The sequence below is a fragment of the Cyanobium sp. T1G-Tous genome (assembly GCF_024345455.1).
Lineage (GTDB): Bacteria > Cyanobacteriota > Cyanobacteriia > PCC-6307 > Cyanobiaceae > Cyanobium_A.
The window spans coordinates 48,020-66,284 of sequence record NZ_JAGQBD010000008.1 but is presented as its reverse complement, the minus strand read 5'-3'; the positions used below and the strand labels follow the sequence as shown (position 1 = coordinate 66,284).

21 protein-coding genes and 1 tRNA gene are annotated in these 18,265 nt (G+C 65.0%); 9 read left to right on the top strand and 13 right to left on the bottom strand.

The features are described from left to right. The first annotated feature begins 67 nt into the window (after positions 1–67). Positions 68–1,129: a PRC-barrel domain-containing protein gene (locus KBY75_RS06655; RefSeq protein WP_255023407.1), complete on the top strand. Its 1,062-nt coding sequence runs from the start codon at positions 68–70 to the stop codon at positions 1,127–1,129. 10 nt (positions 1,130–1,139) lie between these two features. Here KBY75_RS06655 and msrB read toward each other — a convergent pair whose 3' ends face one another. The 3 genes from msrB to KBY75_RS06640 all read right to left on the bottom strand — a co-directional run bounded on the left by msrB (position 1,140) and on the right by KBY75_RS06640 (position 3,013). Beyond that, positions 1,140–1,583, bottom strand: coding sequence for a peptide-methionine (R)-S-oxide reductase MsrB (msrB, locus tag KBY75_RS06650; protein ID WP_254937699.1), 444 nt, complete (start codon positions 1,581–1,583; stop codon positions 1,140–1,142). 27 nt (positions 1,584–1,610) lie between these two features. After that, positions 1,611–2,915 (bottom strand): glycosyl transferase, encoded by a 1,305-nt coding sequence (locus tag KBY75_RS06645; protein WP_255023426.1) that lies wholly within the window; start codon positions 2,913–2,915, stop codon positions 1,611–1,613. A gap of 16 nt (positions 2,916–2,931) precedes the next feature. Then, positions 2,932–3,013 (bottom strand) — tRNA-Leu (locus KBY75_RS06640). Between the two features lie 130 nt (positions 3,014–3,143). On the opposite strand from KBY75_RS06640, the gene accC reads away from it, so the two are divergent. After that, entirely contained in the window at positions 3,144–4,502 is a 1,359-nt protein-coding gene (accC, locus tag KBY75_RS06635; protein WP_254937700.1) for an acetyl-CoA carboxylase biotin carboxylase subunit, read from the top strand. Between the two features lie 13 nt (positions 4,503–4,515). Here accC and KBY75_RS06630 read toward each other — a convergent pair whose 3' ends face one another. Next, positions 4,516–4,860, bottom strand: a complete 345-nt coding sequence (locus KBY75_RS06630) for a YggT family protein (protein WP_255023406.1) — start codon at positions 4,858–4,860, stop codon at positions 4,516–4,518. Positions 4,861–4,950: 90 nt separating this feature from the next. On the opposite strand from KBY75_RS06630, the gene psbX reads away from it, so the two are divergent. The 4 genes from psbX to KBY75_RS06610 all read left to right on the top strand — a co-directional run bounded on the left by psbX (position 4,951) and on the right by KBY75_RS06610 (position 7,137). Then, positions 4,951–5,073 carry a photosystem II reaction center X protein gene (gene psbX, locus KBY75_RS06625; protein WP_106632598.1) on the top strand — a complete coding sequence of 41 codons (123 nt, stop codon included), beginning with the start codon at positions 4,951–4,953 and terminating at the stop codon, positions 5,071–5,073. An 86-nt stretch (positions 5,074–5,159) separates the two neighbouring features. Further along, the gene (locus tag KBY75_RS06620) at positions 5,160–6,068 is read left to right on the top strand and encodes a Ycf66 family protein (protein WP_255023405.1); all 909 of its coding nucleotides are present in this window, start codon (positions 5,160–5,162) and stop codon (positions 6,066–6,068) included. Between the two features lie 35 nt (positions 6,069–6,103). Further along, positions 6,104–6,649, top strand: coding sequence for a Tol biopolymer transporter periplasmic protein (locus KBY75_RS06615; RefSeq protein WP_255023404.1), 546 nt, complete (start codon positions 6,104–6,106; stop codon positions 6,647–6,649). A 71-nt stretch (positions 6,650–6,720) separates the two neighbouring features. Continuing rightward, a complete protein-coding gene (locus KBY75_RS06610) occupies positions 6,721–7,137 on the top strand; it encodes a hypothetical protein (protein WP_255017064.1) in 417 nt (138 codons plus the stop codon). Positions 7,138–7,149: 12 nt separating this feature from the next. On the opposite strand, the gene KBY75_RS06605 is transcribed toward KBY75_RS06610, so the two are convergent. The 3 genes from KBY75_RS06605 to KBY75_RS06595 are packed head-to-tail and all read right to left on the bottom strand — an operon-like array spanning position 7,150 to position 9,762. Beyond that, positions 7,150–7,362 carry a chlorophyll a/b-binding protein gene (locus KBY75_RS06605; RefSeq protein ID WP_254937705.1) on the bottom strand — a complete coding sequence of 71 codons (213 nt, stop codon included), beginning with the start codon at positions 7,360–7,362 and terminating at the stop codon, positions 7,150–7,152. 28 nt (positions 7,363–7,390) lie between these two features. Next, complete coding sequence (locus tag KBY75_RS06600; protein ID WP_255023403.1) at positions 7,391–9,382, bottom strand: ABC transporter ATP-binding protein/permease; 1,992 nt, start codon at positions 9,380–9,382, stop codon at positions 7,391–7,393. 38 nt (positions 9,383–9,420) lie between these two features. Continuing rightward, entirely contained in the window at positions 9,421–9,762 is a 342-nt protein-coding gene (locus KBY75_RS06595) for a histidine triad nucleotide-binding protein (protein WP_254937707.1), read from the bottom strand. 56 nt (positions 9,763–9,818) lie between these two features. Here KBY75_RS06595 and KBY75_RS06590 point away from each other — a divergent pair, with 56 nt between their 5' ends. After that, on the top strand, positions 9,819–11,390 hold the full coding sequence (locus tag KBY75_RS06590; protein WP_255023402.1) for a YifB family Mg chelatase-like AAA ATPase: 1,572 nt from the start codon (positions 9,819–9,821) through the stop codon (positions 11,388–11,390). Positions 11,391–11,412: 22 nt separating this feature from the next. Here KBY75_RS06590 and rpsU read toward each other — a convergent pair whose 3' ends face one another. The 4 genes from rpsU to def all read right to left on the bottom strand — a co-directional run bounded on the left by rpsU (position 11,413) and on the right by def (position 13,147). Next, the gene (gene rpsU / locus KBY75_RS06585) at positions 11,413–11,583 is read right to left on the bottom strand and encodes a 30S ribosomal protein S21 (RefSeq protein ID WP_010304532.1); all 171 of its coding nucleotides are present in this window, start codon (positions 11,581–11,583) and stop codon (positions 11,413–11,415) included. Between the two features lie 76 nt (positions 11,584–11,659). Next, positions 11,660–12,319: a DUF3747 domain-containing protein gene (locus tag KBY75_RS06580; RefSeq protein ID WP_255023401.1), complete on the bottom strand. Its 660-nt coding sequence runs from the start codon at positions 12,317–12,319 to the stop codon at positions 11,660–11,662. 33 nt (positions 12,320–12,352) lie between these two features. Beyond that, on the bottom strand, positions 12,353–12,550 hold the full coding sequence (locus tag KBY75_RS06575) for a hypothetical protein (RefSeq protein ID WP_254937708.1): 198 nt from the start codon (positions 12,548–12,550) through the stop codon (positions 12,353–12,355). A gap of 12 nt (positions 12,551–12,562) precedes the next feature. Further along, the gene (gene def / locus KBY75_RS06570) at positions 12,563–13,147 is read right to left on the bottom strand and encodes a peptide deformylase (protein WP_255023400.1); all 585 of its coding nucleotides are present in this window, start codon (positions 13,145–13,147) and stop codon (positions 12,563–12,565) included. 88 nt (positions 13,148–13,235) lie between these two features. On the opposite strand from def, the gene KBY75_RS06565 reads away from it, so the two are divergent. Together KBY75_RS06565 and KBY75_RS06560 are read left to right on the top strand one after the other, a co-directional pair. Then, the gene (locus tag KBY75_RS06565; protein ID WP_255023399.1) at positions 13,236–15,164 is read left to right on the top strand and encodes a prolyl oligopeptidase family serine peptidase; all 1,929 of its coding nucleotides are present in this window, start codon (positions 13,236–13,238) and stop codon (positions 15,162–15,164) included. After that, positions 15,161–16,531, top strand: a complete 1,371-nt coding sequence (locus KBY75_RS06560; RefSeq protein WP_255023398.1) for a sodium:solute symporter — start codon at positions 15,161–15,163, stop codon at positions 16,529–16,531. The genes KBY75_RS06565 and KBY75_RS06560 overlap by 4 nt, the downstream gene beginning before the upstream one ends. Here KBY75_RS06560 and KBY75_RS06555 read toward each other — a convergent pair. Then, positions 16,513–17,169 (bottom strand): class II aldolase/adducin family protein, encoded by a 657-nt coding sequence (locus KBY75_RS06555; protein WP_255023397.1) that lies wholly within the window; start codon positions 17,167–17,169, stop codon positions 16,513–16,515. The two genes, KBY75_RS06560 and KBY75_RS06555, sit on opposite strands and share 19 nt — an antisense overlap. Then, on the bottom strand, positions 17,162–18,262 hold the full coding sequence (mtnA, locus tag KBY75_RS06550) for an S-methyl-5-thioribose-1-phosphate isomerase (protein WP_254937713.1): 1,101 nt from the start codon (positions 18,260–18,262) through the stop codon (positions 17,162–17,164). The genes KBY75_RS06555 and mtnA overlap by 8 nt, the downstream gene beginning before the upstream one ends. Positions 18,263–18,265 lie beyond the last annotated feature (3 nt).

Sequence of the window (18,265 nt, the reverse complement as noted above, 5' to 3'; positions counted from 1 at the left end):
CCGCCCCTTCCCCAGCGGAGCAGGTGAGCCACAATGGGCCGACTGGGCCACGGGTACGACCCTTTCATTGACCTCCTCCATCCCCCCTTCCGCTGATCCCGGGGCAACGGCTGCCGCCCCAAGTGATCGCCTCTGGTTGCGCTCCGAGCTGATGGGCACCCAGGTGATCACCCGCGACACCGGCCGCCGGCTGGGCGTGGTGGGCGAGGTGGTGGTGGATATCGACCGGCGCGAAGTGGTGGCGCTGGGCCTGCGCGACAACCCTCTGACCCGCTTCCTGCCAGGCCTGCCGCGCTGGATGCCCCTAGACCGGATCCGCCAGGTGGGCGATGTAATCCTGGTGGATTCCGCCGATTCGCTGGCAGAGGGCTTCAACCCTGACCGTTACAGCAAGGTGATCAACTGCCAGGTGATCACCGAAGCGGGCGACCAGCTGGGCCGGGTGCTGGGCTTCAGCTTCGACATCGAAACCGGCGAGCTGGCCACCCTGGTGATCGGCGCCCTGGGAGTGCCCCTGCTGGGTGAAGGCGTGCTGAGCACCTGGGAACTCACCGTTGAAGAGATCGTCAGCAGCGGCCCGGATCGGATCATTGTTTACGAGGGCGCCGAAGACAAGCTCAAGCAGTTGGGCTCCGGGCTGCTGGAGAAGCTTGGTATTGGTGGGCCGAGCTGGGAGCAGGAGGAGCGAGATCGCTACCGCACCAGCATGGTGCCCGTGGAAAACCAACTGGCTGCAGGCCAGCCGGCAGTGCAGGAACAGCGCCGCATCCAGCCGGCAACTAGCCAGAGCTTCGAGCCCGATGAGGAGTTCGATTACGTCGAACTCGATGAGCAGCGCCAACGGGAACCCCTGCGCCAGCGCCGCTACCTCGACGAGGAGGAGAGCCGCTACGAGCAACTGCGTTACGAGGAATCACGTTACGAACAGCGTCCAGTTGAACCCAGTCGCCGCCCCCTGCAGGCCGAGCCCCAGCCCAGGCAGGCACGCCCCCTCGAGGCTCGACCTCTTGATGCTCGACCTCTCGAAGCTCGACCACTAGAGAGGCGGCCCGCCCCCACCCCCTACCGCGAACCCCTGGATGTGGAGGCTGAAGACCTGGCCAGCAACGACCTAGACGATCCCTGGTAAGAATTCCTTCTCAGCTCGCCTTGAAGGCCAAGGACGCCGAATTGACGCAGTGGCGCTGGCCGGTTGGTGCTGGGCCGTCGTTGAAGACGTGGCCAAGGTGGGCGTCGCAATTAGCGCAGCGAATTTCTGTACGCACCATGCCGTGGGCGTTATCGGTGTGGGTGCTAATGGCAGCAGCGCTTACCCCATCCCAGAAGCTGGGCCAGCCGGTACCGGAATCAAACTTGGTGGCGCTGCTGTAAAGCTCGGCATCACAGCAGATGCAGTGGTAGCTGCCATTGCCCTTCTGGTTCCAGTAGGCGCCGCTGAAGGCACGCTCGGTGCCGCCCTGACGGGCAACCCGGAACTGCTCAGGCGTCAGCTGCTGGCGCCACTGCTCCTCGCTGGCCCCGCGGGCCAAGCCACTGTCGAGGCCGCAGGCTGAAGGGTCGGAAGAACTAGCAGCGTCGGCCATCGAACTAAGTGAAAAGGAGTCGCAAGCCTAGGCAGCTCCGTTGGGGGATTTCAGCGCAGGGGCACTCAGCTCAGGGGGCAGCAGCTCCTGCACCAGGGCCGCCAGGCTGGCCACAGCCCCCGGCTGGCCCCGCAGGCTGCGCAGATCGGCGCGCATCTGCTCCAGTCGCTCCGGTGCCGCCAGCCAGTCGGCGGCTTCGGCGGCGATGGCCTCAGGGGTGATCGCCCCAACCCGCTCCGGCACCACCAAGCGGCCAGCGGCAATGTTGGGCGAGGCCAGAAAGCCCCGGTGGCGCAGCCGCCAGGCCGTAATTAGCACCCCAAACAGCCAGCGCAGCAGGGGCAACCGCCCCAGCATTCCGGCCAGTCCATCCCAGGCCTGCATGACGTGCAGGTGCTGGGTTGGCACCAGCACCAGCATCGGCACGCCCAAAGCAGCCAGTTCGGCGGTGTTGGCACCCACGGTGGTGAGGGCCAGGGAGCACTGGCTCAAGCTGCCGTAAGCCGGATTCTCCCGAACCAACCGAATCCTGGTGCCAGCTGGGGTCTCTAGTAGATCCGGAGCCAGCAGACGGGGCTGACCCGACCGGTAGGTACGGGAGATCGGATTAGCGGGGCCAGCCTGAATCAGCAGCTCCTCCACCGCAGTGGTGGGCGCCAGGGGCAACAGAAAGCGACAGCCTGGACGGAGGGCCGCCAGCCGATCGGCCGTCTCCAGCAAAAACGGCATACCCACGCGCAACTTGGCCCGCTTCGAGCCCGGCAGCAGCGCCAACCACTCCCCTGCCGGCAAGGGCGCCTCGCTACGGGCCGACTCGGAGAGGTCTGCCATCAGGTCACCCACCACCGTGCAGCGGGATGCCCAACGCGGTGCCAACTGGTCAGCAGCCAGGGGCCCCATGGCAGCGATGCGGTCGTTCCAGCGGGGCCAGCGGGCCACCCATTCCGCATAGGTGAGATGGCGGTAACCCAGCCGTGCCGAGAGCAGCACGGTCCAAAACTGATCACCCCCTAAAAACACCACCAGTCCCTGGCGGGGCCAGGGGCCAAACCGCTTGGGGCGCAGTAGCAGCGACCAAAATTGACGCGCCGGCACGATGCGCTCAAACAGGCCCCAGGCGGCGGCGGCTCGATGCTCCTGTCCCGTGCCGTTTGGGCAGGGCACAAGCAACAACTTGAGGCTGCAGGATGCCGCAGGAACCTCAGGCCGTAGCGCCATCTGGCGATGCAGGCGCTGGGCGAGGGGCCTAACCCAAGTAGACAGCTCTCCGGGGCCGTTGCTGACAAGCACGATCGCTGCCGAGGGCCGGATCGATTCGGGCAAGGCCTGGATGGCTCGAATTAAGAAATGCGGATGACGAGACTTGAACTCGTAAGGCCGAAGCCACACGCCCCTCAAACGTGCGTGTCTACCAATTCCACCACATCCGCATGTGGTTCGGATCGCTGGGCGTTCCGGTGCGAGCAATATACCCATCGCCGGCACCAGAACCCTCTAGGGGAGCTGTCCAGGCAGCACTGATACAGTCCGCCTCAGCCCATATCAGCTGAGACGCCGCGGATGCCCATCGGCAAGCTGCTGATCGCCAACCGTGGCGAGATAGCCCTACGCATCCTGCGCACCTGCCGGGAGCTCGGCATTCCCACCGTCGCCGTCTACAGCACGGTGGACAAAAACGCCCTGCACGTGCAGCTCGCCGACGAAGCCGTATGCGTTGGCGAAGCGCCCAGCAGCAAGAGCTACCTCCACATCCCCAACATTTTGGCGGCGGCCACCTCCCGGGGTGCTGACGCAATTCACCCCGGCTACGGCTTCCTGGCCGAAAACGACCGCTTCGCCGAGATCTGCGCCGACCACGGCATCACTTTTGTGGGTCCCTCCCCCGAGGCCATCCGCTCGATGGGAGATAAGTCGACCGCTAAGGCCACCATGGAGCGGGTGGGGGTGCCCACCATCCCCGGTAGTGCCGGCTTGCTGGCCAGCCCGGAGGCGGCGGCGCGATTGGCCGAATCGATGGGCTACCCGGTGATGATCAAGGCCACCGCTGGCGGCGGCGGCCGCGGCATGCGCCTGGTGCCTGGGCCCGATCAACTCGAGAGCCTGTTCAAAGCGGCCCAGGGGGAAGCGGAGGCTGCCTTCGGCAACCCTGGCCTTTACATGGAGAAATTCATCGACCGGCCCCGGCACGTGGAAGTGCAGGTGCTGGCCGATCGCCACGGCAATGTGATCCACCTGGGCGAACGCGACTGTTCGATCCAGCGCCGCCACCAAAAGCTGCTGGAAGAGGCCCCCAGCGTGGCCATCAACGCCGACCTGCGCCGCCAGATGGGCGATGCCGCCGTGGCCGCCGCCCGCACCATTGGCTACGAGGGCGCCGGCACCGTGGAATTCCTGGTGGACCGCAGCGGGGCTTTCTATTTCATGGAAATGAATACCCGGATCCAGGTGGAACATCCGGTCACCGAGATGGTCACAGGGGTAGATCTGATCGCCGAACAGTTGCGTATTGCCGGTGGGGAGCCGATCTCGGTCACCCAAGACCAGATCAAGCTCTGCGGGCACGCCATCGAGGCGCGCATTAACGCTGAAGATCCCCGCCAAAACTTCCGGCCCGCCCCTGGCAAAATCACCGGCTGGCTACCTCCTGGCGGCCCCGGTGTGCGGGTCGATAGCCACGTGTACACCGGCTATGAGATCCCGCCCTTCTACGACTCCTTGATAGGCAAGGTGATCGTCTGGGGCACCGATCGCCCCCATGCCCTCAGGCGGCTGCGCCGGGCCTTGTCGGAATGCGCGGTGACCGGCATTCCCACCACCATCGACTTTCACCTGCAACTGCTGGATCGCCCCGAATTCCAGGCGGGCGACGTACACACCAAATTTGTGGAGCAGGACATGCTTCCGCAGAAGGGCAGCTAAGCCGGATCTGAGTTCAGCCGATCCCGATGCTCTGGGCCCGAAACAACACCTGACTGACAAGCCCCTGCTGCCCCACCAAAATTTCTCGCACCAGGCTGAGCAGGCCCACCCACACCACCGGCGTCACATCCACGCCACCGATCGGTTTGATCAGCCGACGGGTGAGGGCAAGCAAGGGCTCGGTAGGGGCTCCGACCAGGCGCATCGCTCCGCGGCTCAGATCAATCTGGGGATACCAGGTGAGCACGATCCGAAACAGAAAAAGCAAGGTCCAAAGCGCCAGGCCAAGGGCCAGGGCCAAGTGCAAGCCGGACAACAACGGCAGCCAGGACTGGGGTAGGGAGGTGGCTGCCGTCACAAAGCTCTAAGTAGCTGGGCTCCCAGCGTAGGAAGCCGCCATCACTGCCTAGGATCGCGCCACGAATCAAGCCATAGAGCTGTTCCTGCCATGACGCCATCCCTGGCCAATTTCCTGACCAGCCTGCTTGCCGGCGCCGTGATCGTGGTGGTGCCCATCACAATCGGGCTGGTGCTGATCAGCCAAAACGATCAGCTTGATCGTCGCCTTTGAGCTTCCGGCACCTGAGTAACTCCAGGTCTCTGGCTGCTCGGGCTCACCTGCCTACACTGACGAGACGGACTGTCGGGTGAAAAACCGTGGTTAATGCCAGCCTGAATTGGGCCAGCATCGTTGGCATAGTGCTTGCGGTGGGCGGTGCACTGCTTTATTTCATGCGGAGCTTCAAGCCCGCCCTCGCCCGCGATTACGACGTCTTTTTCGCTGCGGTTGGCCTGCTCTGCGGCGGCATCCTGTTTTTTCAGGGGTGGCGCCTCGATCCAATCCTGCAATTTGGTCAGTTTCTGCTCGCCGGCACCACTGTCTTTTTCGCCTACGAAAGTGTGCGCCTGCGGGGTGTAACCACCGAGCAGGCACGCCGGTCGTCCTACTTCGACGACGACGAACCAATGCCTGAACCAGGCCCCTACAGGCCGAGAATGGGTGGCCGCGCTTGGGGCGAGGCCTCTACAGATCGCTTTGATGAGCCCGAGCCGCTGAGGCGCCGCATCCCCTCCCGCGGCGAAGTCGATGCACCAGATGAGGAAGACTTTTACCGGGCACCCCGACCCAGCACTAGGGCAGCCATCCCGGAAAGGGCGGCCAGCCGCCGCCCTGCCCAAGACGATTGGGCGCCCCAAAGCTCTAGCCGGCCCAGTATCGATTTCGGTGCCCGCAGGCGTGATCGAGATGCCGCGGTAGAGCCCCGGCGCGGTAGCCGGCCGACAGCTGCTAGTGAGGCCATGCCCCGCTCCAGCCGCAGGCCCGGGCCACCGGCCCCAGCCCCAGCCCCAGCCCCAGCCCCAGAAGCACCTAGGAGCTCCAAGCCAGCGGGGGTGCCCCAGGGCTCACCGATCAGCCCAGCAACCCCTGCCAGCGGCAGAAGCAATCGGCCAGCGGCAAGCGATATCAGTGATGCGGACTTCACCCCAGTGAAACCGTCCAGTCGCCCCGAGCCCAGCCCCCGAGGCATTAGTCCCCGGGACAACAGCTCCCGCTTCGACGACTGAACCTTTTCGCCGCCAACAGATTGGGACCCCTAGGGGTGTCTGCCCTGCTGCTGACAACCCTGAGCTTTCTTGTCAGCGGCTGCTCCGGTGGAGCGTGGCTGGCCCGGCGCAGTGCTGGCCCGGTTGGGGTATTCAACGGCAACAGCCGCCAAGAACCCGCCCTCAGCGGCCAGGGAAGATTTCTTGCCTCAGTGGTTGATCGGGGCGGCAGGGCCACCCTGCTTTTGCAAGAGCAGCCCAGCGGCCGAATCGTGCCCCTGCGCCATTTCCAAAACCACCAGCCCCACAGCTCCCCCTCCCTTAGCTGGAACGGTCGTTATGTGGCGGCCCTGGTGCAACAGGGCAACCAAAGACTGGCCTTGATCGAAGACCGAGCCAACGGCAACCTGCACCGGCTTCCCCTACCGGCGGACCGCACTGCAGTTCGCCTCAGCCTGTCCCCGGAGGCACGCCAGCTGGCGGTGCAAGTTGCCCAGGCTGGCCAGTGGCGCGTGCAGCTGTTTGATCTGCGCAGCCTGCTTGAGCCAGACCTGCCCGGCGGCCTTGCCGTTCAGGGGGGCGGAGCCCAGCCCTCACCATGAGGAGCTCGCTTGCAAATAGAGCCATCGCAGCGGCAGCAACCGGCCTGCTACTGGGCGGCTGCCTTGCCCCCATGGCCCAGCCCATAGTGCCGCTCAACTCCCGGCTGGAAGCCATAGGTGCCAACCGGGATCCAGCCCTTTCAGGGCGCTGGCTGGCCCTAATCAGCGGCAGGGGCGGCCGCGAACAAGTGCTGCTGCTGGATCTGGAGCGCCAGCAGCCCATAGACCTGCCGGGCCTCAACCGGGCCGATGCCCAACCGGTGAGCGTCAGCGTCGACGCAGCAGGAGAGCGAATTGCCCTGGTGCGGCAGCTGGAGGGACGCACCGAGTTGGTGCTCTACAGGCGCTCCGTGCAGAGCCTGCAACCCATACCGATGGTCCCCAGCGGCGTTGCCCGCCAGGTGCAGCTGCAGGCCGATGGTCGCCAGCTAGCTGTGCAGGTGAGCAGGAGCGGGATCTGGCAGGTGGATCTGGTGCAAATTCCTTAGAGCACCAGACGCTCAAGGCACCAGGCCAGACCAGCGCAGAAACGTCTCGCCGCCCAGGACTTCGATCAGCAGCACGGCAATGAAGCCCACCATGGCAAAGCGACCATTCACCCGCTCGGCGTAGCCGCTCCAACCAAAGGCTGGCACGTCGCCGGTTGTTGCACTAATTGCTGCACTGGTTGTAGGACTGATTTCTGGGGTCTGGTCGGGGCTTGGTTCAGGCATGGGGTCAGGTAGGGGAACAGGGAGTGGATCAGGCGTGGCGGCCCACGTCATAGCCGGCCGCCGGTAGTAGCCGCCAGTTGCCGCTGCCATCGAGCTCCAGCACGGTGTCATGGAAGGCGGTGAGAGTGGGCCTATGACCGACGCTCACAAAAGCCATCTCCCGCTCAGCCAGCAGGGCATAAAGGTGACGCTCAGTTGCCACATCCAGGGCGCTGGTGGCCTCATCTAGAACAACAAAACTTGGTGAATTGAGCAGCAGGCGCGCAAAGGCCAAACGCTGCTGCTCGCCCAGGGAAAGCAGGCGAGGCCAATCCTGAATGATGTCGAGATCGGGGTAGCGCCCAACCAGCTCGGGCAGCCGCACCTGCTCCAAAACGTGGCGCAGCTGGTCGTCACTAAAGCGATCTGGCTGCAGCGGATAGCAAAGCTGCTCGCGCAGGCTGCCGAGCAGCATGTAGGGCTTCTGGGGAATGAACAGCAGATCTCCCTCGCTGGGCCGCTCCACCCGACCAGCAGCTGGGGGCCACAGCCCACTGACCATGCGCAAGAAAGAGGTTTTCCCGCAGCCCGATGGGCCTACAACCAGCAAACGTTGATGGCGATCCACCTCAACACTGAGGTCGCGAATCAAGATGCGATTTGTGCGGGGTGGCACCAAATCGACATGGCTAACCAGAATCGAATTTCCACTGCTACCAGTGCTCGTTGCGGCCAACTGGGCTTCAAGCGCTGCAGTTTCAATGCCGATTGAATCAACCTTGCCCTGAAAACCCTCAAGCCGGCTAATAGAAGCCGAGAATGCCGCAAGACGGTCGATATTATTAACGATGTAACTCACCGAAAAGAGCACTTGACTGAAAGCAATACTCGCCTGGCCAAAGACTCCAAAATCAACATCTTTAGCGAAATAAATAGGAGCTATCACCAGCCAAGGCAGGAAGCGAGAAAAATAATCATAGGAGCGCTGAATCACACTAATGAGCGCCTCCCAGATAATCAGGCGATCATAATTTCGAATCGCCCCTTCTAGCCTTCTGCCTGCCTCGCGGCCCTCCTGTTGCTCGCCCCGATAGAAAGCAATAGATTCAGCATTATCTCGAATGTGAACCAATCCGTAGCGGAAATCAGCCTCCAGCTTGAGCTGTTGATAATTCAAGCTCACCAGCTTCCGACTGGCAAATACAATTAGAGCAGTACCTCCTACTGAATAAGCAAGCAGCACCAAGGCCAGCTTGTCGCTGATAGTCCACAATACAATAATGAAACTGACGAAAGTGAGAAGGGCAGATATTATCTCAACCGTTACACTGAGGCTGGTGCCAGTAAAACTGGCTGCGTCTTGCGAAATGCGCTGATCAGGGTTGTCAATCTCTTCGATTGACTCATCATTTGGGTTGAGAACGTAATAAGCCCGATTTGAAAGATACCTGCTCAACAGGCGGCCGCTCAGCCATTCACGCCACAGCAGGCCAAGCTTAGGTATTAAATAACTCTGGATAGCCCTGATCGGAAGGGCGATAACCAAGCAAAAAGCATAAATAGCAACGATCTTCCAAAACTCCTCAGCCTTGTAACCGACAAGAGCATTTTCAATATTGCGAGCTACATAGCTAATCCCCACATTGATGCCATTGATAACCAGGATCAGCAGGGTGATCACCGCCATCAACAACCAGGGCAACCAGCGCCCGTGTCGCAACTTGCCGCGAAAAGCCACAAAACAGACCAACCCTCCGGCCAGCAGCACCATCACCAGCGGCCCGATCGGGCTGCTCCAAATTGCTGCCACCTGCTCGGGCACCCCGGGCAGGAAACGGCTGCGCAATTCGGGAATCAAGGCCCCGGTTAGGGCCAAAACCCCAGTGAGCAGCAACAAGGTGCTGCCTACCACCACCGCAAGCAGTGCCACCACCAGCAGTAGAAACTGCCAGCTCTTGGTGTCGTCTACCGGCAGGAAATAGGGCTGGGCCAGGCGCTGCAACTTCGCCAGTTGACCGCGAAGAGCCTTGAGGGGGTTCATGGGGCAGGTCGGATCAGGTCATTGTCGCGGGCCCGCGGTCAGCCCGGGGGCCAGGCCAGGGGACGCCCACCTAGGACATGCACATGCAGGTGAAACACGGTCTGGCCCGCATCCGCGCCGCTGTTAATAACCGTGCGGAACGACTCCAGACCCTCCTGCCGGGCCACCTGGGCAGCCACCAGCAACAGGTGGCCGAGCAGGGCCTCGTTCCCTGCGGTGGCATCAGCAAGCTGGGCAATCGGCTGGCGTGGAATCACCAGCACATGCACTGGAGCCTGGGGAGTTACGTCGCGGAAAGCCAGGCAATGCTCGTCGGCATACACCTGATCGCAGGGGATCTCGCCACGGAGGATGCGCCCAAAGATCGTGTCTTGGCTCACAAAGGCAACGGGGGTGGGACAGGGGTGGCACTAACGATGTAGTAGCCCATGGCGTGATGTTGGCACGGTGCAAGACGGCGGCGCTGCAGGGCCTGGAGGCCAGGCCAGTGCTGGTCGAGGTGGATCTGGCTCCCGGCTTGCCGGGCCTGCAGCTGGTGGGCCTGGCCGATGCGGCGGTGCAAGAAGCCCGGGAGCGGGTGCGCTCGGCCATACGCCACAGCAGCCTGAAGGTGCCGCTGACGCGGGTGGTGGTGAATCTGGCCCCCGCCGATCTGCGCAAGGAGGGGCCGGCTTTTGACCTGCCGATCGCCCTGGGCCTGCTGCTGGCCAGTGGCCAGCTGGATGCCGCCCGCAACAATGAGGTTTGGAGCGCCGGCGAGCTGGGGCTGGACGGCAGCTTGCGGCCGATCCGGGGGGTGCTGGCGATTGCGATTGCAGCCCGGAACCATGGCGCCCGGGCCTTGGTCGTGCCCCAGGCCAATGCCTGGGAGGCCGCATTGGTGGAGGGGCTGCGAGTGTGGGGCGCCGCCGATCTCGGCCAGGCCTTATGGCGGCTGCAGCATCCGCGGGCCCGTCCGGCCGCCACCGCTCCTGACCCCGCCCCCGCCCTTAAACAAGCCAAATCGCTGAAAACCGCCAGGCCTGCGGCTGAAGATCTTGCCGACGTCAAAGGGCAGCCCCACGGGCGCCGGGCCCTGGAGATCGCCGCGGCCGGAGGCCATCACCTGCTGCTCTGCGGCCCACCCGGCAGCGGCAAAACAATGCTGGCCCAGCGACTGGCGGGGCTGCTACCCCCGCTCGATCCTGCGGAGGCCCTTGAGCTCACAGCCGTCCACTCGGTGGCGGGCCTGCTGGACAGCAGCCAGGGTTTGCTGCAAACCCGCCCCTTTCGCAGCCCCCACCACAGCTGCTCCGGGCCGGGGCTGATCGGTGGAGGTGGCCAACCCAGACCAGGGGAGCTGGCCCTGGCCCACCACGGAGTGCTGTTTCTCGATGAGCTGGCCGAATTTCGCCGGTCCGTGCTCGACCAATTGCGCCAGCCCTTAGAAGACGGCGAAGTCTGGATTAACCGCGCCCGCCAGCGAACTCGCTTCCCCTGCCGCATCACCCTGGTGGCCGCGGCCAATCCCTGCCCCTGTGGCTGGTTTGGCGACCCTGAGCGCAGCTGCGGCTGCGGGGAGGGCCAGCGGCGGCGCTACTGGGGCAGGCTGTCGGGCCCCCTGCTGGATCGCATTGATTTGCAGGTGGTGATGAGACGGCCATCAAGTGCCGCCCTAACGGCACCGTTTAGAAGCCACGGTGGCAGCCCGACCAGCGACGAATCAAGCGCTGAAGTGCGAGCAAGAGTCCGCCGTGCCCGGGCCCACATGGCTGCCCGCAATCCCGGTGGCTGCTGCAACAGCCGTATCGCCGGAGGCCAGCTGCAGCAAGTGCTTCGACTGGAAGGCGAAGCCTTAGAAGTGTGGGAGGCAGCGATTCAGCACCGGCAACTCAGTGCCCGGGCTGGGGCCAGGCTGCTGCGGGTTGCCCAGACGATCGCCGACCTAAACGATCAAGCCAGCATTGGCGCAGCTGCAATTGCCGAAGCGCTCACCTACCGGTCGTTTGATCAAGGGGTATCTCCCTAAGCGGGAGGCCAGATCAAAGCAATCAACGGCGGCGGCGGCGCTGCTGGGCCTTGCGCTTGTACTTCTCGACAGGTGTCTCGTGGTGACGCAGACGCTTTAGGTCAGCGAAAATGCCCGCCTTGGACACCTGGCGCTTGAAGCGGCGCAGAGCCGATTCAATCCCTTCGTTTTCGCCGACGGTGACCTGGGTCATGAAGCGCTGCGCTGCTCACAGAGCTTGCCAATGTAGCAACTGCCCTTTCGCGTTGACCATTCCCCGTGCCTCCAGATCAGCTCCCGCTGCCAGAGAGGCCTGAAATGGGGCTGGGCGCCACTACCGGCAGCCCAGGATGGATGGCAGCATCAGGCCAGGTATCGCGGTAGAGATACACGTGGCCCAGATTGCGACCGCCGAAAGCGCGGCGCTTGAGCTGCCAGCCCGGTTCAAACACCAACTGCAGGAAGCCAGAGCCCGAACCCTGGGTGCGGGCTACCAGCATTTCAGGACCCGCACCGGCCTTGGTGGGCACGGCCAGCAGCACGTTGTCACCGCTCTGACGCTGCACGGTGAGCCGATAGCTCGTAGCTAGATCAGCCTCGCCTACACGCACCGAGTAGCCGTTGGCATCAATGAAGCGACTGCAGATGCCGCTGAAGTCAAAAGTTGCAAGCAGGGGGTCTACCTGAGCTGGAGAGCCAGGGACTACGGCAAAACAGGGCCGGGTCGGCTTTACCTGCTCATAGATGTTGAGTTGAGCGCGGACGCCATCGCCGATGGGCGCTGCCACCAGCACAAAACGCTCCTGGCTGAGATCCGCAGCTTGAAAAAGGGTGCTGGCCATGGCTGGGGTGGCAGCAAAGGCCACCGCAGCGGCCCAAGCTCCAGCTGCCAGGGGGAGGGAATTGGCACCCAGTTGGGGCAATCGCATCACGGCATTGGCAAGCAACATGGGCTTAATCGTATGCAAGGCATCCAGCTAGAGCTAGGCCGGCTTGTTGATCCGGATGGCAACCAACAGGGCCGCAACCGTGCCAGGCAGGCTTAGGCCCAGAATCCAACGGGTGGCCTGCAGGCCCAGGTCGGGGTCGCCATAGGCCAGCTCAAACACTGAGCCCGTCGAAGCGATGCCCAGCAGGCAGGCCAGGGCCAGAAACAAGCCGGCCAGGGGTTTCATTGGCATGGAGAAGAAAGATCAGCGGATGGAACGGACATCTGCCCGCTGAAAACCCTTTTCCAGCAAGCCTTCATTGAGGCTGAGCTCATCGGTAACCCGATCGACGAAAAGCACACCTTCGAGGTGGTCCATCTCGTGCTGGATGCAGCGGGCCAGCAGACCATCAGCCTTGACCCGTTGGGGCCGGCCCATCTCGTCGCGATAGCTGACCTCGACCGTGGCCGGGCGCACCACATTTAAGTAGACGCCTGGAATACTGAGGCAACCTTCCTCGTAAGTCTCGATCGCAGCGCCGAAGCAGGCGATTTCGGGATTGATCAAAACCATCGGCGCCGCAGCGGCATTCTCGGGATCAAGATCAATCACCAGCAGCTGCTTATGCACTCCCACCTGGGGTGCCGCCAAACCGATGCCCTTGGCCGCGTACATGCTGCGCAGCATGTCCCGGGCCAGATCTCGCACACTCTCATCAACCTTGCTGATGCGCTTAGCAGGAGCGCGCAGCACCCCATCACCAAGGGTGTGGATTGTGAGCGGGGACTCCTCAAGGGCATCCTTGGGTACTTGAACGCCGCGGCTGGCCTGAACGGCGGAGCGTGCCATCTGGGCAAAGCTGCCGGCTGAACTGCGGGCCAACGCGATACTTGATCGAAGGACATCCACTTTAAGTCGTTATCCCTCGGTGCATGCGGTGGCTAACCCCCCTGGAGCCCTTCCCGCCGCTGTTGTGGTGGGCCAAACCCCCAGCCTGCGGGAGCCACGGCTACTCGACGGGGTGCTCTATTGGCTAGAGCAGCGCCCCCATGAAGGGGGGCGCACGACCCTGCTGCGGCGCTTGGGGCCAGACCAGCCAGCAGAGGAGCTAAGCCCTGGCAGCTGGAATCTGCGCAGCCGGGTGCATGAATACGGTGGAGGCAGTACGGCCCTGGGCCACCGGAGCGATGGCCGGCCGGTGGCAGTGTTCAGCCACGACGGCGACCGCTGCCTCTGGCTGCTGGAGCTCGATAGCAGCAGTTGCCAGCCGCGACGGCTCAGCCCGCCAGGTGCCTACGGCGGCGGCTTGATCGATGCCAGCCGCGACCGCTGGATTGGCGTACTGGAAAGCGGCATTGATGTAGGTGCTAGCTGCGACCAGCTGGTGGCTGTTGGGCTGGAAGGTGGCGAGCCCCAGCCGCTGGTGGAGCCAGCCGACTTCTGCGGCTACCCGGCCCTGAGCCCCTCCGGCGCAGGGCTGGCCTGGGTGGAGTGGCAGCAGCCCTTCATGCCCTGGGAGCGCAGCCAGCTGTGGCTGGGGCACTTCGATGCGGCAGGCCAGCTCAGTGGCCGCCGCCTGGTCGCAGGATCGGGGGTGGAGCCAAACCCGGACATTTCTGTGTTCCAGCCGCTCTGGTGCGGGCCCCACCTGGTGGTGGCAAACGATCGCTCCGGCTTCTGGAACCTCGAACAGCTCGATAACGCCGAGGGACTCGACATAGAGACCCTCGGCGCAGAGGCGCCGCTGCATTGGCGGCCGCTGCTGCCCATGCAGGCGGAATTCGGCCTGCCCCAGTGGGTGTTCGGCATGGGCACCCAGGCCTGGGATGGCGAGCAGCTGCTGGCCACCGCCTGCCTGCAGGGGCGCTGGCAGCTGGGCCGGGTGGAGCTGCCGAGCCAGGGCGGAGACGCCGGCCAGTGGCAGCCCCTGGCCATCCCCTTTGATGATTTGGCTGGTATTTGCGCCGAAAAAGGGCGGCTGGCCTGCATCGCCGCATCAGCAACTGAAGCCGCGGGTCTGCTCGAGCTGGACCTGGCCAGCGGCAACTGGTGGCACACCCCTGCTGCCACCTGCCCTCTGGCGCCGGAGGCGATCAGCCTGCCGCAGGAGCTGTGGTTTGAGGGCCACGGCGGCGCCCGCAGCCACGCCTGGTTCTACCCCCCAGCCGGGGGAGCCCACCGCGGGGCACCCTTGCTGGTGAAAAGCCACAGCGGCCCCACCGCCATGGCCCGCACGGCCCTGAACTTAGCCATTCAGTTTTGGACAACTCGAGGCTGGGGGGTGGTGGATGTGAACTACGGCGGTTCAACCGGCTTCGGCCGCGCCTATCGGCAGCGGCTCGCTGGCCAGTGGGGCGTGGTGGACGTAGCAGATTGCGCCGCAGCCGCCCAGGCCCTGGTGGCGGCGGGCCGGGCCGACCCTGACCGCATCGCCATCGAAGGCGGCAGTGCCGGCGGCTTCACCACCCTGGCCGCCCTGTGCTTCACGGACGTATTTCGCGCCGGCGCGAGCCGCTACGGCGTAGCCGACCCCAGCGCGTTGGCGTCTGAGAGCCATCGCTTTGAAGCCCGCTATCTCGATGGGCTGATCGGCCCCTGGCCGGAAGCGCGCGCCACCTACGAGGCCCGCTCACCGCTGGCCCACGCCGATCAAATCCGCTGCCCGGTGATCTTTTTTCAGGGCCTCGATGACAAGGTGGTGCCACCGGAGCAGACCGACCGCATGGCAGCAGCGCTCGCAGCCAACGCCATCCCGGTGGAGGTGCACCGCTTCCCGCAGGAGGGCCACGGCTTCCGCGATGGTGCCACCTTGATCCGCGTCCTGGAGGCCACTGAGGCTTTCTTCCTCCGGCACTTCAACCTGTGATCGCAACCTTGGCGAGCGACCTGCTGCCCAGCTTCGGCTGGTTGGCCCTGGCCCTGGCCTGCCTCAGCCTGATCCTGGCGGTGGGGCGAACTCTTGGCACGAGGCTGCAGCTGCGGCTGTGGGGCATCCCCGAAGCCCTGCTGGCCGGACTGCTGGGCCTACTGCTGGCCCCGGGCGGCACCCTGCCGCTGTTGCCTCCTCAGGTGATGCAGCTATGGGCCGATCTGCCGCTGGTGCTGCTCACCCTGGTGTTCGGCTCGCTGCTGCTCGGCAAACCCCTGCCCAAGCTGGAGGGGCTGTGGCGACCGGTGTCGGGGCAGGTGTCGCTGGCGCTGGTGCTGGCCTTCGGCCAATACGTGGTGGGCGGCCTGGCGGTGCTGCTGGTGCTGCAGCCCTGGCTGGGGGTGAGCCCGGTGATGGCCTGCCTGATCGAGGTGGCCTACGAAGGAGGCCATGGTTCCGCCGCGGCGATGGGGCCGAGCTATGCAGCCTTGGGCTTTCCCGGCGGTCAGGCTTTGGGCTTAGCCATGGCCACGGTGGGGCTGCTCTCCTCCACTTTGGTGGGAGGGCTGGTGGTGGTGCTGGCCCGCAGCCGCGGCTGGCTGCTGGCCGATGCCCCAGGCGCAGCAGCCAGCGAGTCCATCAGCACGACCAGCGGTGATTCGGGTGGCGTGGCGGCCAGAGCGGCGGCCTGGGCGGTGAACCTGGCCCTGGTGGGCGTGGCGGTGCTCACGGGCGTGGCGCTGCTGGCCGGGCTGCGCTGGCTCACCGCCGGGCTGGGGGATGGCGTTGGCAGCGTTGTTGATGCGCTACCGGTGTTTCCGCTGGCGATCGTGGGGTCGCTGCTGGTGCGGCTGGCGCTGGAGCGCAGCGGCAAAGCCCACTGGGCCTCTTCCGCGGTGCAGGGGCAGGTGGGCACCCTTTCGGCAGATTTACTGATTACAGCGGCCACCGCCGGGCTGGATCTGGCCCTGCTCAAGGCCGACTGGCTGCCGCTCACGGTGCTTGCCCTAGGCGGCCTGGTGTGGAACCTGGCGGTAACCCTGCTGCTAGCCCCGCGGCTGCTGCCCGCCGACTGGTTTGAGCGGGCGGTGATTGAGTTTGGCCAGGCCACGGGAGTGGCGGCCAGCGGCCTGCTGCTACTGCGCATGGCCGATCCAGACGACCGCAGCGACGCCCTACCGGCCTTCTCGATCAAGCAGCTGATGCTGCAGCCGTTTCTGGCCGGAGGGGTGGTGACGGTGGTGGCGCCGCTGGCGGTGGCGGGCTGGGGGCTGCCGCTGTGGACCGGCTTCTGCTTTGCCCTGGTGCTGCTGTTTGGCGGCACCGGACTGTGGTTGGCGCGCAATCAGGCGCCGGTCCCGTAGTGCAGGGAGCGGAACTGCTGGTGCACCGCGGCCATCTGGGCGGCGCTCAACAGCGGAGGCTCGCCGAGTTGCAGGGCCTGCAGATACATCTGGGCCAGGGTTTCCACCTCAACGGCGATGCGCAGGGCCTGATCGAGGCTGGTGCCGAGCGTCACCTGGCCGTGCTGGGCCAGCAGGCAGGCCAGCCGATCCTCCATGGCCTGCACTGCCAGGGCTGAGAGCTCGGCGGTGCCAAAGGTGGCGTAGCCGGCGCAGAGGATGTGATCGCCGCCGGCCACGGCTGTCATGTAATGAAAGGGTGGGATGGGGCGGCCATGGCAGGCAAGGGCCGTTGCATGAATCGAGTGGCAATGCAGCACCGCCTGGATCTCAGGCCGGCTGGCGAGGAGATCGGCGTGCAGCCGCCACTCGGAGGAGGGCCGCCGCTGGCCAGCTGCCGCCGCGAGGGGCTTGCCGCTGCTGGCAATCGCCACCAGATCCCGCGGCTCCATCAGCTCGAAGGGCAGGGAGCTGGGCGTGATCAGCAGGCCACCAGGAATACGCACCGATAGGTTGCCGGAGGTGCCCTGATTGAGCCCGCTGGCGTTTAGGCGCCGGGACACCTCCACGAGCTGCTGGCGCAGCGCCTGCTCAGTCATTGCCATAAAGCTCCTGCAACCCAGCCTCGGTGGCCGCTGCCACGCCTCGCTCGGTGATCAGGCCAGTCACCAGCCGCGCCGGCGTGACATCGAAGGCCGGGTTGAAGCCGGCACTGCCATCGGGACTGAGCTGCACCGTGGTGATCGCCCCATCGGCGCCGCGCCCCTGGATGTGGGTCACTTCCGTAGCGCTGCGGGCCTCGATCGGGATCTCGGCCACGCCATCGCCAATCGTCCAGTCGATCGTGGAGGCGGGCAAGGCCACATAGAAGGGCACGTTGTTGTCGTGGGCGGCCAGGGCCTTGAGATAGGTGCCGATCTTGTTGCACACATCGCCGCGGCGGGTGGTGCGGTCGGTGCCCACGATCACCGCATCCACCTGGCCGTGCTGCATTAGGTGGCCGCCGGCGTTGTCGACGATCACCGTGTGGGGCACGCCCTCCTTACCCAGCTCAAAGGCGGTGAGGCTGGCGCCCTGGTTGCGGGGGCGGGTTTCATCGACCCACACGTGAATGTTGAGCCCGGCGCGATGGGCCTTGTAGATCGGCGCTAGGGCCGTGCCCCAGTCGACGGTGGCCAGCCAGCCGGCGTTGCAGTGGGTGAGCACATTGAGCCTGGCGCCGGGCCTGGCCGCCGCCAGCTGCCGGAAGATCGCCAGCCCGTGATCGCCGATGGCCTCGCACATGGCCACGTCCTCATCGGCGATCGCCGCGGCCTCCGCCTTGGCCACCTCGGCCCGCTCAGCAGGCGGCAGCGGCTGCACCATCGCCCGCACCCGCTCCAGGGCCCAGCGCAGGTTGATCGCCGTGGGCCGGGTGGCATTGAGCTGCTCAAAGGCCGCCGCCAGGGAGGCGTCGCCCGGATCGGCCTGCATGGCCAGCATCAGCCCATAGGCGCCGGTCACGCCGATCAGCGGCGCTCCGCGCACCACCATCGTGCTGATCGCATCTGCCGCGTCAGCGCAGTTGCGCAACGTACGCGTCGTGAATTGGTGGGGCAGCAGGGTCTGATCGATTACGCCAACCGCGTGGGAGCCCGAGCCCCCGTCTGGCTCCAGCCAGATCGTGCGCCAGGGCTTGCCGTCGATGTTCATGGC

Excerpts from the sequence above, each read along its gene's own strand:
- msrB (WP_254937699.1), bottom strand. The coding sequence starts at position 1,583 with ATGGCCGACGCTGCTAGTTCTTCCGACCCTTCAGCCTGCGGCCTCGAC.
- accC (WP_254937700.1), top strand. The coding sequence starts at position 3,144 with ATGCCCATCGGCAAGCTGCTGATCGCCAACCGTGGCGAGATAGCCCTA.
- psbX (WP_106632598.1), top strand. The coding sequence starts at position 4,951 with ATGACGCCATCCCTGGCCAATTTCCTGACCAGCCTGCTTGCCGGCGCC.
- KBY75_RS06610 (WP_255017064.1), top strand. The coding sequence starts at position 6,721 with ATGGCCCAGCCCATAGTGCCGCTCAACTCCCGGCTGGAAGCCATAGGT.
- KBY75_RS06605 (WP_254937705.1), bottom strand. The coding sequence starts at position 7,362 with ATGCCTGAACCAAGCCCCGACCAGACCCCAGAAATCAGTCCTACAACC.
- KBY75_RS06600 (WP_255023403.1), bottom strand. The coding sequence starts at position 9,382 with ATGAACCCCCTCAAGGCTCTTCGCGGTCAACTGGCGAAGTTGCAGCGC.
- KBY75_RS06590 (WP_255023402.1), top strand. The coding sequence starts at position 9,819 with ATGTTGGCACGGTGCAAGACGGCGGCGCTGCAGGGCCTGGAGGCCAGG.
- rpsU (WP_010304532.1), bottom strand. The coding sequence starts at position 11,583 with ATGACCCAGGTCACCGTCGGCGAAAACGAAGGGATTGAATCGGCTCTG.
- KBY75_RS06580 (WP_255023401.1), bottom strand. The coding sequence starts at position 12,319 with ATGTTGCTTGCCAATGCCGTGATGCGATTGCCCCAACTGGGTGCCAAT.
- KBY75_RS06575 (WP_254937708.1), bottom strand. The coding sequence starts at position 12,550 with ATGCCAATGAAACCCCTGGCCGGCTTGTTTCTGGCCCTGGCCTGCCTG.
- def (WP_255023400.1), bottom strand. The coding sequence starts at position 13,147 with ATGGCACGCTCCGCCGTTCAGGCCAGCCGCGGCGTTCAAGTACCCAAG.
- KBY75_RS06555 (WP_255023397.1), bottom strand. The coding sequence starts at position 17,169 with ATGACTGAGCAGGCGCTGCGCCAGCAGCTCGTGGAGGTGTCCCGGCGC.
- mtnA (WP_254937713.1), bottom strand. The coding sequence starts at position 18,262 with ATGAACATCGACGGCAAGCCCTGGCGCACGATCTGGCTGGAGCCAGAC.